The sequence below is a fragment of the Roseibium aestuarii genome, assembly GCF_008477545.1.
Classification (GTDB): domain Bacteria; phylum Pseudomonadota; class Alphaproteobacteria; order Rhizobiales; family Stappiaceae; genus Roseibium; species Roseibium aestuarii.
In genome coordinates this window covers 810,896-824,300 of the sequence record NZ_VORA01000002.1, presented here as the reverse complement: position 1 = coordinate 824,300, position 13,405 = coordinate 810,896, and the positions used below count along the sequence as shown (strand labels likewise).

Annotated in this window: 13 protein-coding genes; 8 read left to right on the top strand and 5 right to left on the bottom strand. The window is 64.2% G+C overall.

Going from position 1 to position 13,405, the window contains the following annotated elements:
• Nucleotides 1-2: 2 nt before the first annotated feature.
• A complete protein-coding gene (locus tag FR728_RS12285; RefSeq protein ID WP_149892939.1) occupies nucleotides 3-887 on the bottom strand; it encodes a carbohydrate ABC transporter permease in 885 nt (294 codons plus the stop codon).
• 281 nt (nucleotides 888-1,168) lie between these two features.
• Between FR728_RS12285 and FR728_RS12280 the strand changes: the two genes are divergently transcribed.
• Complete coding sequence (locus tag FR728_RS12280) at nucleotides 1,169-2,050, top strand: helix-turn-helix domain-containing protein (RefSeq protein WP_149892938.1); 882 nt, start codon at nucleotides 1,169-1,171, stop codon at nucleotides 2,048-2,050.
• Here FR728_RS12280 and FR728_RS12275 read toward each other — a convergent pair.
• Genes FR728_RS12275 through FR728_RS12260 form a run of 4 tightly spaced genes read right to left on the bottom strand, consistent with a single transcriptional unit; the run spans nucleotide 2,038 to nucleotide 5,195 of the window.
• Nucleotides 2,038-2,898 (bottom strand): amidohydrolase family protein, encoded by an 861-nt coding sequence (locus FR728_RS12275; RefSeq protein ID WP_149892937.1) that lies wholly within the window; start codon nucleotides 2,896-2,898, stop codon nucleotides 2,038-2,040. The genes FR728_RS12280 and FR728_RS12275 overlap by 13 nt on opposite strands.
• Nucleotides 2,895-3,326 (bottom strand): RbsD/FucU family protein, encoded by a 432-nt coding sequence (locus FR728_RS12270; RefSeq protein WP_149892936.1) that lies wholly within the window; start codon nucleotides 3,324-3,326, stop codon nucleotides 2,895-2,897. The genes FR728_RS12275 and FR728_RS12270 overlap by 4 nt, the downstream gene beginning before the upstream one ends.
• Nucleotides 3,311-4,381 (bottom strand): aldo/keto reductase, encoded by a 1,071-nt coding sequence (locus tag FR728_RS12265; RefSeq protein ID WP_149892935.1) that lies wholly within the window; start codon nucleotides 4,379-4,381, stop codon nucleotides 3,311-3,313. The genes FR728_RS12270 and FR728_RS12265 overlap by 16 nt, the downstream gene beginning before the upstream one ends.
• 52 nt (nucleotides 4,382-4,433) lie before the next feature.
• Nucleotides 4,434-5,195: a GntR family transcriptional regulator gene (locus FR728_RS12260; RefSeq protein ID WP_149892934.1), complete on the bottom strand. Its 762-nt coding sequence runs from the start codon at nucleotides 5,193-5,195 to the stop codon at nucleotides 4,434-4,436.
• Between the two features lie 106 nt (nucleotides 5,196-5,301).
• Between FR728_RS12260 and FR728_RS12255 the strand changes: the two genes are divergently transcribed.
• The 7 genes from FR728_RS12255 to yghU all read left to right on the top strand — a co-directional run bounded on the left by FR728_RS12255 (nucleotide 5,302) and on the right by yghU (nucleotide 13,224).
• Entirely contained in the window at nucleotides 5,302-6,828 is a 1,527-nt protein-coding gene (locus FR728_RS12255) for a UxaA family hydrolase (RefSeq protein ID WP_149892933.1), read from the top strand.
• A gap of 66 nt (nucleotides 6,829-6,894) precedes the next feature.
• Complete coding sequence (locus FR728_RS12250) at nucleotides 6,895-7,644, top strand: SDR family oxidoreductase (RefSeq protein ID WP_149892932.1); 750 nt, start codon at nucleotides 6,895-6,897, stop codon at nucleotides 7,642-7,644.
• A 61-nt stretch (nucleotides 7,645-7,705) separates the two neighbouring features.
• Entirely contained in the window at nucleotides 7,706-9,232 is a 1,527-nt protein-coding gene (locus FR728_RS12245; RefSeq protein ID WP_149892931.1) for a sugar ABC transporter ATP-binding protein, read from the top strand.
• Nucleotides 9,229-10,233 (top strand): ABC transporter permease, encoded by a 1,005-nt coding sequence (locus FR728_RS12240; protein WP_149892930.1) that lies wholly within the window; start codon nucleotides 9,229-9,231, stop codon nucleotides 10,231-10,233. Before FR728_RS12245 ends, FR728_RS12240 begins: the two co-directional genes overlap by 4 nt.
• Before the next feature lie 86 nt (nucleotides 10,234-10,319).
• Complete coding sequence (locus FR728_RS12235; protein WP_149892929.1) at nucleotides 10,320-11,264, top strand: ABC transporter substrate-binding protein; 945 nt, start codon at nucleotides 10,320-10,322, stop codon at nucleotides 11,262-11,264.
• Nucleotides 11,265-11,341: 77 nt separating this feature from the next.
• Nucleotides 11,342-12,196, top strand: a complete 855-nt coding sequence (locus FR728_RS12230; protein WP_149892928.1) for a fumarylacetoacetate hydrolase family protein — start codon at nucleotides 11,342-11,344, stop codon at nucleotides 12,194-12,196.
• Nucleotides 12,197-12,381: 185 nt separating this feature from the next.
• Nucleotides 12,382-13,224 (top strand): glutathione-dependent disulfide-bond oxidoreductase, encoded by an 843-nt coding sequence (gene yghU, locus FR728_RS12225; protein WP_149892927.1) that lies wholly within the window; start codon nucleotides 12,382-12,384, stop codon nucleotides 13,222-13,224.
• The last annotated feature ends 181 nt before the right edge of the window (nucleotides 13,225-13,405 follow it).

The window sequence follows — 13,405 nt, the reverse complement described above, 5'->3', positions numbered from 1 at the left end:
GCTCAGCTCCTCCTGTCGCCGGCGTAATAGACCCACTTCTTCGACGACCAGAAGGCGATGAGGGTCAGGGTCATGATGATGGCGAAGAGCACCCAGGCGATGGCCGAGGCGTAACCCATGTCGAAGCTCTTGAAGGCCTTGTCATAGATGTAGAGGGGCAGGAGATAGGTCGACTTCAGCGGTCCGCCATTGGTGATGATGTAGGGCCCGTTGAACTCCTGAAAGGCCTGCACCGTCTGCATGATCAGGTTGAAGAAGATCACGGGGGTGATTAACGGCAGGGTGATGTAGCGGAACACGTGCCAGCGGTTCGCGCCATCAATGGTCGCGGCCTCGTAAAGGCTCTTGTCGACGGATTGCAGCGCGGCCAGGAAGATGACCATGGCCGAGCCGAATTGCCAGCACCGCAGCAGGGTCAGTGTGAAGAGCGCGTTCTGCGGGTCGCCGAACCAGTTTACCGGCTCCAGGCCCAGGGAGGTCAGACCGAGATTGACCAGGCCGTTATGGGCGAAGATGTAGCGCCACAGGACTGCGATCGCGACCGAGCCGCCCAATATCGAGGGCACATAATAGGCGGTGCGGAACAGGTTGATCGCCCTAAGGCGGTAATTGAGGATGACCGCGACAAGAAGCGCAAAGCCGAGTTTCAGCGGGACCGTCATGGCGACATAGAGCAGGGTGACGCTCAGGGACTTGTCGAAGGTTCGGTCGCGGGTCAGGAGCTTTTCATAGTTGCGCAGTCCGACCCAGTCGGGGGTCGACAGCAGGTCGTAGTTGGTGAAGCTCAGGTAGAAGCTTGCCGCGAAGGGAAAGGCCGTGAAGAACAGGAGCCCCACCAGATAGGGCGTCACATAGGCCAGCCCGAGAAATCGGTTGTCGCCGCCCATCAGACGCCCCCGGTCTCGTTCGAAGCGGCGGTGATGACCATCGCCCTCTCGCAGGACGCGCAGGTCCGGATGGCAGGGGGTATGCAGCGGATTTGGTGTTCGAAATATTTCATGAAATGGTGCAGCCGCCCTGCTTGGCGGACCAGGCTCCTCCAGCCCGAGCCGTCAAAAAGACCAGCCATTTCCTCCCTTGGTCGCGCGGATTGTCCTCCGGCCCGCACTGACTGGCCTACCATATGCAGGAGTTGTCAGCCGGGAAATGAACGGATTAAAAGAAAAGAATGGAGAAAAACGAACATTCCCTTCTGCCTGGGCCACTTTCGGATGTGCCTCCCCAGGCTCTGGCCCTTTGGCTCGCCCGCACGCCCATCCGCATGCAGCACGGACCGGCGTGGCGGATCGACAAGATCAATCCGGTCCACGATCTTGTGGTCTGTCTGTCCGGGGGCGGCAGCTACCGGATCGGGCAGGAGGCGTTCGAGGTGCGGGCTGGCGAGGCCTTCCTGATCCGTCGGGGCGAGCGGTTTCGCGGGGTCATCGCCGACACGCCTGAAAACTATACAGGCTTTGCGCAGCATTTCTCGCTTGAACTCTTCGGGCGCACGGATCTGCTCTCGCAGATGCGCCTCCGACGCGTCGCCCGCCTTCCCGACTGGCCGGCGCTGGAACCGCTGGCGATCATCCATCGCTCCGGCGCAGGGGCGAGTGCGACCACTCTGGCGCAGCATCACCAGTTCATGCTGTTCCTTCTGGCCTATCTGCAGGTGGCTTTCGAGGGGTGGCAGTCGGAGGAAGCGCTTCTGGGGAGCCAAGACCAGCTCTCGCTGCAGATCATGCTGGCGGCGTCTCACCTGTCCAGCGATCCGCTGGACAGGCAGGTGCTGGAGCGGGTCATGGCCGAGGTGCCCTACAATGCCGACTATTTCCGCCGGGCCTTCCGGGAGCGCATCGGCTTCACGCCGCAGAAATACCTTGAGCTGAAGAAAATGGAATATGCCGTCCACCGGCTCGGCAAGGGGCAGACAGTGAAGGAGACCGCGGCCGAGCTCGGATACTCGGACCCCTATTTCTTCAGTCGCATGTTCCGGCAGTATATCGGGGCCAGTCCGTCGAGCTATCGGCTGAAGCGCTCGACAGGACGCCCGTTTGATTATGTCGAATAGGCCGATGTGGCCAGGCCATAGGCGGTGAGGGCGTTGCCGCCCATGATGGCGGCGCGGTCGGCGTCGCCGAGATCCGCCAGAAGCGTTTCCGTGGTCTCGACCCAGCGGTCGTAGGAGGCGCCGAGGGTGCAGACCGGCCAGTCACTGCCCCAGATCAGCCGGCCGGGCCCGAAGCTCGTCAGAAGATGGTCGGTATAGGGGCGCAGGTCGTCGGTGGTCCATGCCTCGGCGGCCTCCGTCACGAGCCCGGACAGCTTGCAGAAAGCCGAGGTCTCTTGTGCCAGACGGGACATGGAAGCGGCCCAATCCTCAAAGTCCCGATCCCGGATCCGGGGCTTGGAGCCGTGGTCGATGACCGTGCGCAGATCCGGATAGCGCCCGAGCAGGGTGAGCAGCCGGTCCAGATGACGGGGCAGGGTGAGGGCGTCGAAGGTGAGGTCATGGGCGACGAGCGCCCGGAAGGCCGGATCCAGATCGGGACGCAGCATCCAGTCGTCATCGGCAATGTCCTGGATCATCGGCCGCAGCCCCACGAGGCGCGGGTGCGCCGCGAGCCCGGCAATCCGGTCAGGGGCGTCTGGTGCCGCGAAATCTGCCCAGCCGACAACGCCGCGGACAGATGGAGTGCGGTCTGCCAATTCGAGCAGGAAGCGGGTCTCCGCGACGGTGGGAGCCGCCTGGACGAGGATGGTCCCGTCGATCTCGTGGCGGTTGAGGTGGGGCTTCAGGTCGGCGGGCAGGAAGTCCCGGTAGAGCGGCGCAAGATCGGGCGTGAGCCAGCCATAGTCGCCGCGCTCCACGGCCCAGAAGTGCTGATGGGCGTCGATGCGGGGAGGGGAAACGGTCACGGGGCCACCACTCCCTTCTTGACGATGATGTTGCCATAGAGCCGGGTTTCGCCGGTCTGGATCACGGCGAAGGCGGCACGTGCCCGGTCATAGAAAGCATGACGTTCGAGCCCTGTGACCGTTGCCGGATAGTCGGCTGTCGTCTCGATGATCTGCTGGAAACGGGCAACGACATCAGGAATCGCCTCCGGATCGTCGACAACCTGCATGGTGAGGGCGGGATCGGGGACGAAAGTGTCCAGGGGCATGATCTCGAGCACGGCCCGCAGCACGTCGGTGGCGGAGACCCCGTCCATGCGGATGAGCCGGCGAGCGCTGCTGGTGCCGGGAAAATTCGCATCCGCAATGACGATCTCGTCGCCGTGGCCCATGGAGGCGAGGGTGTGAAGGAGATCGGGCGAAAGAAGGGGGTTCAGGCCGCGGAGCATGAGGCGGTCTCCCGGTTGGCGTCGAGGGGAAGCGGTGCATCCGGGCGGATCAGGCCGCTTGCGCGCAGGTCCGACCAGAAACCGTCCGGGATCGGTGTCTTCAGCAGGCGGATGTTGGCCTCAACCTCTGCCGGGCTGACTGCACCGGGCACGACCGTCTTGACGCTCGGGTGGCCAAGGACGAATTGCAGGGCGGCGGCAATCAGGCGCACGCCGTGATCGGCGCAGAGCGCTTCGATGCGACGCACCCGGTCGAGCACGTCCTCGGGGGCCGGGGCGTAGTTGTATTTGGCACCCGGGACGGCGCCGGTCGCCAGGATGCCGGAGTTGTAGGGGCCGCCGAGGATGATACCCACGTCCCGCGTCTCGCACAGGGGCAGGAAGGTCTCTAGCGCCTCCTGTTCCAGAAGGGTGTAGCGGCCGGCCAAGAGGAAGCAGTCGAAATCGGCGAGTTCCAGCAACTTCTGACACACCTGCCACTCGTTGACACCGGCGCCGATTGCAGTGATTTCGCCGGCGGCGCGCAGCTCGGTCAGGGCCCGGTATCCGCCCCGGTCGAAGAGCTCGCGGACGCGGGCCTCCGAGGCCTCCCGGGACCCTTGCGAGAAGGCGCAGACGTCGTGGATCAGCAGGATGTCTGCATTGGCGACGCCGAGACGTTGGCGGCTTGCTTCATAGGACCGCATGACCCCGTCGTAGCTGTAGTCGAAGACGATGCGCTTCTGCGGCACGTCGACGAAGGCTTCCGGCGTCACCTCATGGGGCTCGCAGTCGAGCAGTAGCCGGCCGATCTTGGTGGACAGTTCGATCGTGTCGCGGCCGAAGCGGGCGATGGCGCGGGAAAAGCGCTCCTCCGATCGGCCGAGGCCATATTGCGGCGCCGTGTCGAAATAGCGGATGCCCGCGTCATAGGCCGCCTGAAGGGTCGCCTGGGCGTCTTCTTCCTCTACCTTGCGATAGAGATTGCCGAGCGGCGCGCCGCCGAAACCCATCTCGGTGAGATGGATCTCGCGGGCCGTGCGCCGGTTGAGCAGGCGCGTTCCAAGGGTCGTCATATGCGTCTCCTCCCAGGGGCATATGTCCGCATGTCTGCGGCAGTCTTTCGGATCAGTCGAAGAGGTCGGGGCGCTGGACTGCGAGCGGTTCCAGCCGCTCCACCAGCTTGTTGAGATGGCGCTGCATGGCGGCGCGGGCGGCCTCCGCATCCCGGTCGCGGATGGCGTCGATGATGGGCCGGTGTTCCTCGTAGGCGCCGTGGGCGCGGTCCTCCAGCGGCAGCAGCATCTGCCGGGCGCGGTTGACCTGAACCCAGCCGGTGGTCGCGAGCGTCTGGATCTTCGGGAAGCCGGTGAAGGCGAGGATCATGTCATGCATGCGCTCATCCTCCCGGTAGAAGCCGTCGTAGTCGTTGTCTTCCAGATAGAGCGCCTGAAGCCGCAGGTTGCGGGTGAGTTCCGCCAGTTGCTCCTCGGTCCGGTCGGTGGCCACCTTGGCGACGGCGGCCAGCTCCACCGCCTCGCGCAGGAAGGCTCCTTCCCGGATCTCGGCCATGGAGAACTTGGTGACCCGCGAGCCGGACTGGGGAATGACTTCCACCAGACCTTCGACCGCCAGGCGAGTGATGGCCTCGCTCACCGGCGAGCGGGAGACCCCCAGCTGGGCGCAGATCACCTGCTTGCGCAGCATGGTTCCCGGCGGCAGCTGCATGGAGAGGATCGCCGTGCGCAGGCTGTCATAGACGCGCTGGGCAAGGGAGCCGGACAGCTTGCCGATGTCAGGCAGCTCGACCCCCAGATCGGCCTGATCGGGGGCTTCGGTCGCGGTGGGCGCGAGGGTCGTGTCCGGCGTGGGGGATGGGGCTGACGGCATGTTTCTTCCAGATTTGAATGCTAACATGTTAGTTGACATCGTGTTGGTGTCAAGCTAGTCGTTGGGTCGAGGCGGCCGGTTTCCACGGCCGGGAGGGAGCGTTTTCGTGTTGAAGACACACGCAAAATCAATTCTGCTGCACGCAGACGACACGATCGTCATCGCATTGGCCGATCTGGAAGCCGGCGACCATATCCCCCATGTGGAGGTTGCCCTGCCGGCGAAGGTGATGCGCGGTCACAAGATCGCCCGCCGTCCGATCGCGACCGGCGAGAAGGTCATTCGCTACGGCCAGATCATCGGTCAGGCCACCCGCGACATCGCGGCCGGGGAACATGTTCATGTCCAGAACCTGGGCATGGGCGAACACACCCAGGATTACGGCCACGCGGAGGCCAGCATTCCGCTGGCGCCGGCGGAAGAGGAGCGCACGTTCCTCGGCTACCATCGCCCGACCGGCAAGGTGGGGACGCGCAATTACATCGGCATCCTGACTTCAGTGAACTGCTCCGGTTCTGTGGCCAAGTTCATTGCGGAAGCGGCTCAGAAGTCCGGACTGCTGGATGAATATCCGAATGTGGATGGCGTGGTGCCCATTGTCCATGGCACCGGATGCGGCATGTCCGGCAAGGACGAGGGTTACGCCACCCTGTTCCGAACCCTGTCAGGCTATGCCCAGCATCCGAATTTCGCCGCCATCCTGCTGATCGGTCTGGGCTGCGAGGTCATGCAGATTGCCGACCTGATCGGCGACCGGAAGATGCGCCCGGGCGGTGACCTGCGCTACATGACCATCCAGCAGACCGGCGGCACCCGCAAGACCATCGAGGCGGGGCTGAAAGAGCTGCGCGAACTCTGCGAGATCGCCAATCAGGCAACACGCGCTCCGGCTCCGGTCTCCCACATCATGGTGGGCATGCAGTGCGGCGGGTCTGATGGCTATTCCGGCATCACCGCCAACCCGGCGCTGGGCGTGGCCTCGGATCTGCTCGTGCGCCACGGTGGCACGACGATCCTGTCGGAGACCTCCGAGATCTATGGCGCCGAGCATCTGCTGACCCGCCGGGCGGTCTCCGTTGATGTGGGTGAAAAGCTCATCGAGCGCGTGCGCTGGTGGGAAGACTATACGGCGCGCAACGGCGGCGAGATGGACAACAATCCCTCGCCCGGCAACAAGCGCGGCGGCCTGACCACCATTCTGGAAAAGTCGCTGGGGGCTGCCGCCAAGGGCGGATCCGCGCCGCTGGTGGATGTCTACAAGTTTGCAGAGCCGATCACCAAGAAGGGCTTCGTCTTCATGGACAGCCCGGGCTTCGACCCGTGCTCGGTGACGGGCCAGATCGCATCGGGGGCGAACATCATCGTCTTCACCACCGGTCGCGGCTCCGTGTCGGGCTACATGCCGACCCCCTGCATCAAGCTGGCCACCAACACCGAGATGTACAGCCGCATGTCCGAGGACATGGACATCAATTGCGGCGATGTCATCTCCGAAGGTGTGAGCCTGGAGGAGAAGGGCCGCGAGATCTTCGAACGGATCATCGCGGTGGCGTCGGGCGAGAAATCCATGAGCGAGGAACTGGGCTACGGCGGGGTGGAATTCGTGCCCTGGCAGATCGGCGCGGTGATGTAGCCGCGGCTGTCGTCACACAGGAATGACTAGCGCCCTCGGGGAAGGGCGGCATCGGGAGGATATCGGGTGCGTTTGGAAGGAAAGACCATTCTGGTCTCTGCCGCAGGGCAGGGGATCGGCCGGGCCAGTGCCATTGCCTGTGCGCGGGAGGGGGCGAAGGTCATCGCCGTCGACATCAATGAGGAAACGCTTGCCACCCTGCCGGAGGAGCAGGCCGGCATCGAGGTGCGCCGGCTGGACGTGCGGGACCGCGGAGCCATCGATGCGCTGGCCGCAGACCTGCCGGATCTGGACGGGCTCTTCAACTGTGCGGGCTTCGTCCACAACGGCACGGTGCTCGACATTTCCGAAGAGGACTGGGCCTTTTCCTTCGACCTGAACGTGACCTCCATGTTCCGAATGAGCCAGGCCTTCCTGCCCGGGATGCTGCGCCGGGCGGAGGCCGCCGGAACAGCCTCGATTCTGAACATGGCGTCCATGGCATCCTCCATCAAGGGCTTCCCCATGCGCACCGCCTACGGGGCGACCAAGGCGGCGGTGATCGGGCTGACCAAGGGGGTTGCGGCCGATTTCGTGGCGCAGGGCTTGCGCTGCAATGCGCTTTGCCCCGGCACGGTCGACACGCCGTCCCTTCGCGGACGCATCGCCTCCGCGGCCGATCCGGTCGCTGCCGAAAAGGCCTTCATCGCCCGCCAGCCCATGGGACGTCTGGCCACCGTCGACGACATGACGCCGATGGTCGTCTACCTGCTCTCCGACGAGAGCCGCTTCGTGTCCGGCCAGGCTCTTCTGGTCGATGGCGGCGTGACGATCTAGGCCTGCGCGGCCGACATTTTTGGGGCGGTTCGCCGTCTGCGGTTTGGGAGGACTGCACATCATGACAGATCTGGTCCGGATGGCCGGGATCGAGAAGCGCTTTCCCGGCGTGCATGCGCTGCGCAGCGTCAGCTTCGATCTGCGCAGCGGTGAGGTTCACGCCCTGATGGGCGAGAATGGCGCGGGCAAGTCGACCCTGATGAAGATCCTCTCCGGGATCTATCCCAAGGACGACGGGGTGATGGAGATCCACGGCGAGGCCGTCGAGCTGGACGGACCCAAGGCCGCCCAGAAACTCGGCATCGGCATCATTCATCAGGAACTGAGTCTGATGAATGATCTGACCGTGGCGCAGAACATCTTCATCGGCCGCGAGCCGCGCCTGCGCTTCGGCCGTCTGGACGAAGCCGCCCTCAACCGGAAGGCGGCGGAAATCTTCGCCTCCATGAACCTGCATCTCGACCCGAAGACGATCGTCGGTGAGCTGACAATCGCCCGCCAGCAGATGGTGGAGATCGCCAAGGCCCTGTCGCACCGGTCGCGCATCCTGATCATGGACGAGCCGACCGCTGCGCTGAATGACGCGGAAATCGCCGAGCTCTTCACCATCATCCGCCGGCTCAAGGCGGATGGGGTCGGCATCATCTACATCTCCCACAAGATGGACGAACTGAAGCGGATCGCCGACCGGGTGACCGTGATGCGTGACGGATCCTATGTGGGCACCGTCGAGGCGGCGGACACGCCGATCTCGACCATCATTTCCATGATGGTCGGCCGCGAACTGACCAACGACGTAGTGGACATCCCCGACCTGTCGCAGGCGGATGTCCTGCTCGAGGTCGAGGGTCTCAACCGGGGCCGCGAGATCCGGGATGTCAGCTTCTCTGTCCGCAAGGGCGAGATCCTGGGCTTTGCCGGTCTGATGGGGGCCGGGCGCACGGAAGTGGCCCGGGCCATCTTCGGCGCGGATCCCCGCGAGAGCGGCGAGATCAAGGTGCATGGACGTCCCTGCGCCATTGCCTCGCCCTCGGACGCGGTGAAGGCGGGCATCGGCTATCTCTCGGAGGACCGGAAGCATTTCGGTCTGGCGACAGGCATGGACGTGCGCAACAACATCGCGCTGGCCAGTCTCGACCGGTTTTCCGGGCGCACCGGGGTGCTGGATGAGAGCGCCATGCGGGACACGGCGCGGGGCTACATCGAGAAGCTCGGCATCCGCACCCCGTCGGACACCCAGGAGGTTCGGCTGCTTTCGGGGGGCAACCAGCAGAAGGTCGTCATCGCCAAGTGGCTCTACCGGGACTGTGACATCCTGATCTTCGACGAGCCGACCCGCGGCATCGATATCGGCGCCAAGTCGGAAATCTACAAGCTCCTGAAGCAGCTGGCAGCGGAAGGCCGGGCGATCATCGTCATTTCCTCCGAGTTGCCCGAGGTCATGCGCCTGAGCCATCGTATTGCCGTGATGTGCGAAGGGCGGCTGACCGGAATTCTGCCCGGCGGAGCCGAAACAACACAAGAAGACATCATGCATCTGGCGACCCTGAGGGCGCCCGTGATGCAGCCTGAGGGAGCAGACGCATGAGCCTTGCACGCACCACCCCCGCCCCGTCGATCTTCAGCCGTCTGATCGACACCGGCGCCCATCAGAAGCTGCTGGCCTTCGCCAGCCTAATCCTGCTGCTCGTCGGGTTCTCGATTGCCTCGCCCAACTTCATGCAGACCTCCAACATGATCGCCATCCTGCAGGCGACTTCGGTCAACGGGGTTCTTGCGGTCGCGGCAACGCTGGTCATCATCACCGGCGGCATCGACCTGTCGGTGGGCACGCTCATGACCTTCTGCGCGGTCATCGCCGGCATTGTCCTGACGAACCTCGGCATGCCGCTGCCGCTGGGCATCCTTGCCGCCGTCGGCACCGGCGCCCTGTGCGGTCTGTGCTCGGGCACCTTCATTGCCAAGATGAAGATCCCGCCGTTCATCGCGACGCTCGGAATGATGCTGATCCTCAAGGGCCTGTCCCTGGTGATTTCCGGCACCCGGCCGATCTATTTCAACGACACGCCCGGCTTCGACCAGATCTCGCGCGGCTCGCTGATCGGCGACCTCATTCCGGCGCTGCCCATTCCCAACGGCGTGCTGATCCTCTTCCTCGTGGCGGCAGCCGCCTCCTACATCCTCGGCCGTACGGTGCTGGGCCGCTACACTTTCGCGCTCGGGTCGAATGAAGAGGCCGTGCGCCTGTCGGGTGTGAACACGGACCGGTGGAAGATGGCCGTCTATGCGCTGGCCGGCGGCATCTGCGGCATTGCGGGTCTCCTGATCGCGTCGCGCCTGAACTCCGCCCAGCCGGCGCTGGGGCTCGGATACGAGCTGGAAGCGATCGCCGCCGTGGTGATCGGGGGAACCTCGCTCTCCGGCGGGCGGGGCACGGTGCTCGGCACCCTGATCGGCGCCCTGATCATGGCGGTTCTCACCAACGGTCTGCGCGTGCTCTCCGTCGCCCAGGAGTGGCAGACGGTGGTGACCGGCGCGATCATCATCCTCGCGGTCTATGCGGACATGATGCGCAAGAAGAAGGCGTGAGGAGCCAACGGTTTCAATCAAGAAGAGGGCGGAAAAAGGCCCCGGCAACATCCCGGATAAGCGGGCAAGATCCAAAGGAGAGGAATATGCTTACAAGACGTGGACTACTCGGTGCGACCACCGCTCTCGGGCTGATGCTGTCCGGAACCGTGGCCATGGCGGCGGATACCTATGTTCCGCTGATCTCCAAGGGCTTCCAGCACCAGTTCTGGCAGGCGGTGAAGGCCGGCGCCGATCAGGCCGCTGCCGACCTGGGCGTGACCATCACCTTCGAAGGTCCGGACAATGAGACCATGGTCGACCGCCAGATCGACATGCTGTCGGCAGCCCTCGCGAAGAAGCCGACCGCGATCGGCTTTGCCGCTCTCGACAGCCAGGCCGCCATTCCGCTGCTGAAGCAGGCCAAGGAAGCCGGCATTCCGGTGATCGCCTTCGACAGCGGCGTGGACAGCGACATTCCGCTTGCCACCGCCTCCACCGACAATGCTGCTGCGGCGGCGCTGGCCGCCGACAAGATGGCCGAGCTGATCGGCGGAGCGGGCAAGGTGGCCGTGGTCGCCCACGACCAGACCAGCCGCACGGGTATCGACCGTCGGGACGGGTTCCTGAACCAGATCCAGGCGAAATATCCGAACATCGAGGTCGTGACCGTGCAGTACGGCGGCGGTGACCATCTGAAGTCCACCGAAGTGACCAAGGCGATCCTCACCGCCAACCCGGATCTGAAGGGCATCTTCGGCACCAACGAAGGCTCCGCCATCGGCGTGGTCAATGGCGTGAGCGAGATGGGCACGAAGGATCTAGTGATCATCGGCTACGACAGTGGCAAGGCCCAGAAGGACGCCATCCGCTCCGGTCTGATGGCCGGCGCGATCACCCAGAACCCGGTCGGCATCGGCTACGAGACGGTGAAGGCCGCCGTGGAAGCTGCTCAGGGCAAGCAGGTGCCCTCGCACATTGACACGGGCTTCTACTACTACGACAACTCGAACATCGACGATCCGAAGATCGCCGCCGTTCTTTACGACTGATCCGACACGGGGTCCCGTCAGCGGATCCAATGGGCCCGGCGGAGCACGCCGGGCCCTCATCACAGGGAAGAGATTTCATGAAATTGCTGCGGTATGGCGCCCCGGGACAGGAAAAGCCCGGCCTTCTGGATGATGCGGGTCAGGTGCGTGACCTGTCGGCCCATGTGAGCGACATTGCAGGCGCTGCCCTGCAGCCGGAAACCCTTGCCAAGCTCGCCGGCCTCGACGTGTCCAGCCTGCCGGTCGTCAGCGGCACGCCCCAGGAAGATCTGCGGCTCGGGCCGTGCGTGGGCGCGGTCGGCAAGTTCGTCTGCATCGGGCTCAACTACTCCGACCACGCTGCGGAATCCGGCATGGCCGTGCCCCCGGAGCCGGTGGTCTTCAACAAGTGGACGTCGGCCATCGTCGGTCCGGATGACAATGTCGAGATCCCGCGCGGCTCCACCAAGACCGACTGGGAAGTCGAGCTCGGCGTCGTGATCGGCAAGGGCGGCCGCTACATCGAGGAAGCGGACGCGATGGACCATGTGGCCGGCTTCTGCGTCATCAACGACGTCTCCGAGCGTGAATACCAGATCGAGCGTTCCGGCACCTGGGACAAGGGCAAGGGCTGCGACACGTTCGGTCCGCTGGGTCCCTGGCTCGTGACCAAGGACGAGGTCGGCAACTACGACGATCTGGCCATGTGGCTTGAAGTCGACGGCAAGCGCTATCAGGACGGCACCTCGGCCACCATGGTCTACAAGGTGCCCTTCCTGGTGTCTTATCTGTCCCGCTTCATGAGCCTGCAGCCGGGCGACGTGATCTCCACCGGCACCCCTCCGGGCGTCGGCATGGGCCAGAATCCGCCGGTCTATCTGAAGGGCGGCGAAGTGATGAAGCTTGGCATCGACAAGCTCGGCACCCAGACGCAGAAGGTGGTGAAGGCCTGACGGTCCTCGCACGCCATTGTGAACGAAAAGACCGCGTCCGCGAGCTGCCGGGCGCGGTCTTTTTCAATTTCGGCCATTGAATCGGTTCGGTCTTCCCCTCATATCTGGACCGTTCATTCCGTTTTCCGGGCCGGGTTTCACAGGCTCTGGAAGGCCTCCGTTTCCCCCGAGAGGACGTTTTTCTCATGAGTGACAGCAGCAGCTACATTCCGCCCAAGGTCTGGACGTGGGAGGCCCCGAGCGGGGGCCAGTTCGCCAGCATCAACCGTCCGGTGTCCGGCGCGACCCATGACAAGGAGCTGCCGGTTGGCAAGCATCCGTTCCAGCTCTATTCCCTGGCCACGCCGAATGGCCAGAAGGTCACCATCATGTTCGAGGAGCTGCTGGCTGCCGGTCATGCGGGCGCGGAATATGACGCCTGGCTGATCCGGATCGGCGATGGCGACCAGTTCGGCAGCGGGTTCGTCGACGTGAACCCGAACTCCAAGATCCCGGCCCTCATGGACCGTTCCGGCGAGACCCCGGTGCGGGTGTTCGAGAGCGGCTCCATCCTGCTGCATCTGGCCGAGAAGTTCGGCGCCTTCCTGGCCAAGGACGGGCCGGCGCGGACCGAGGCCCTGAACTGGCTGTTCTGGCAGATGGGCTCTGCGCCTTATCTCGGCGGCGGCTTCGGCCATTTCTACGCCTATGCGCCGGAGAAGTTCGAGTATCCGATCAACCGCTTTGCGATGGAAACCAAGCGCCAGCTCGATGTGCTGGACAAGCAGCTTGCCGAGAACGAGTTCATCGCCGGCTCCGAATATACCATCGCCGACATGGCGATCTGGCCCTGGTACGGCAACCTGGCCCTCGGGCGCCAGTACAATGCGGCCGAGTTCCTGGGCGTGCATGAATATGAAAACGTGCAGCGCTGGGCCAAGCAGATCGACGCCCGTCCCGCCGTCATTCGCGGCCGCCGGGTCAACCGGGTGTTCGGCGAGGAAAGCGAACAGCTGGCGGAACGCCATGACGCGAGCGATCTGGACTGATCCAGCGTTCACACGCTGATTTTCGATGAAAAGGGGCGGTGCCGGCGACGGCATCGCCCGTTTTTGTTCAGAAAATTCGGAACTCATGGGTGTTTCGGAGGGTTTGCGTTTGGGGAATGCCACACATGTGGCTGCGATCCGGCAATTCTGCAGCAGGGATGTCGCGGTGCCGGAGGTTCCC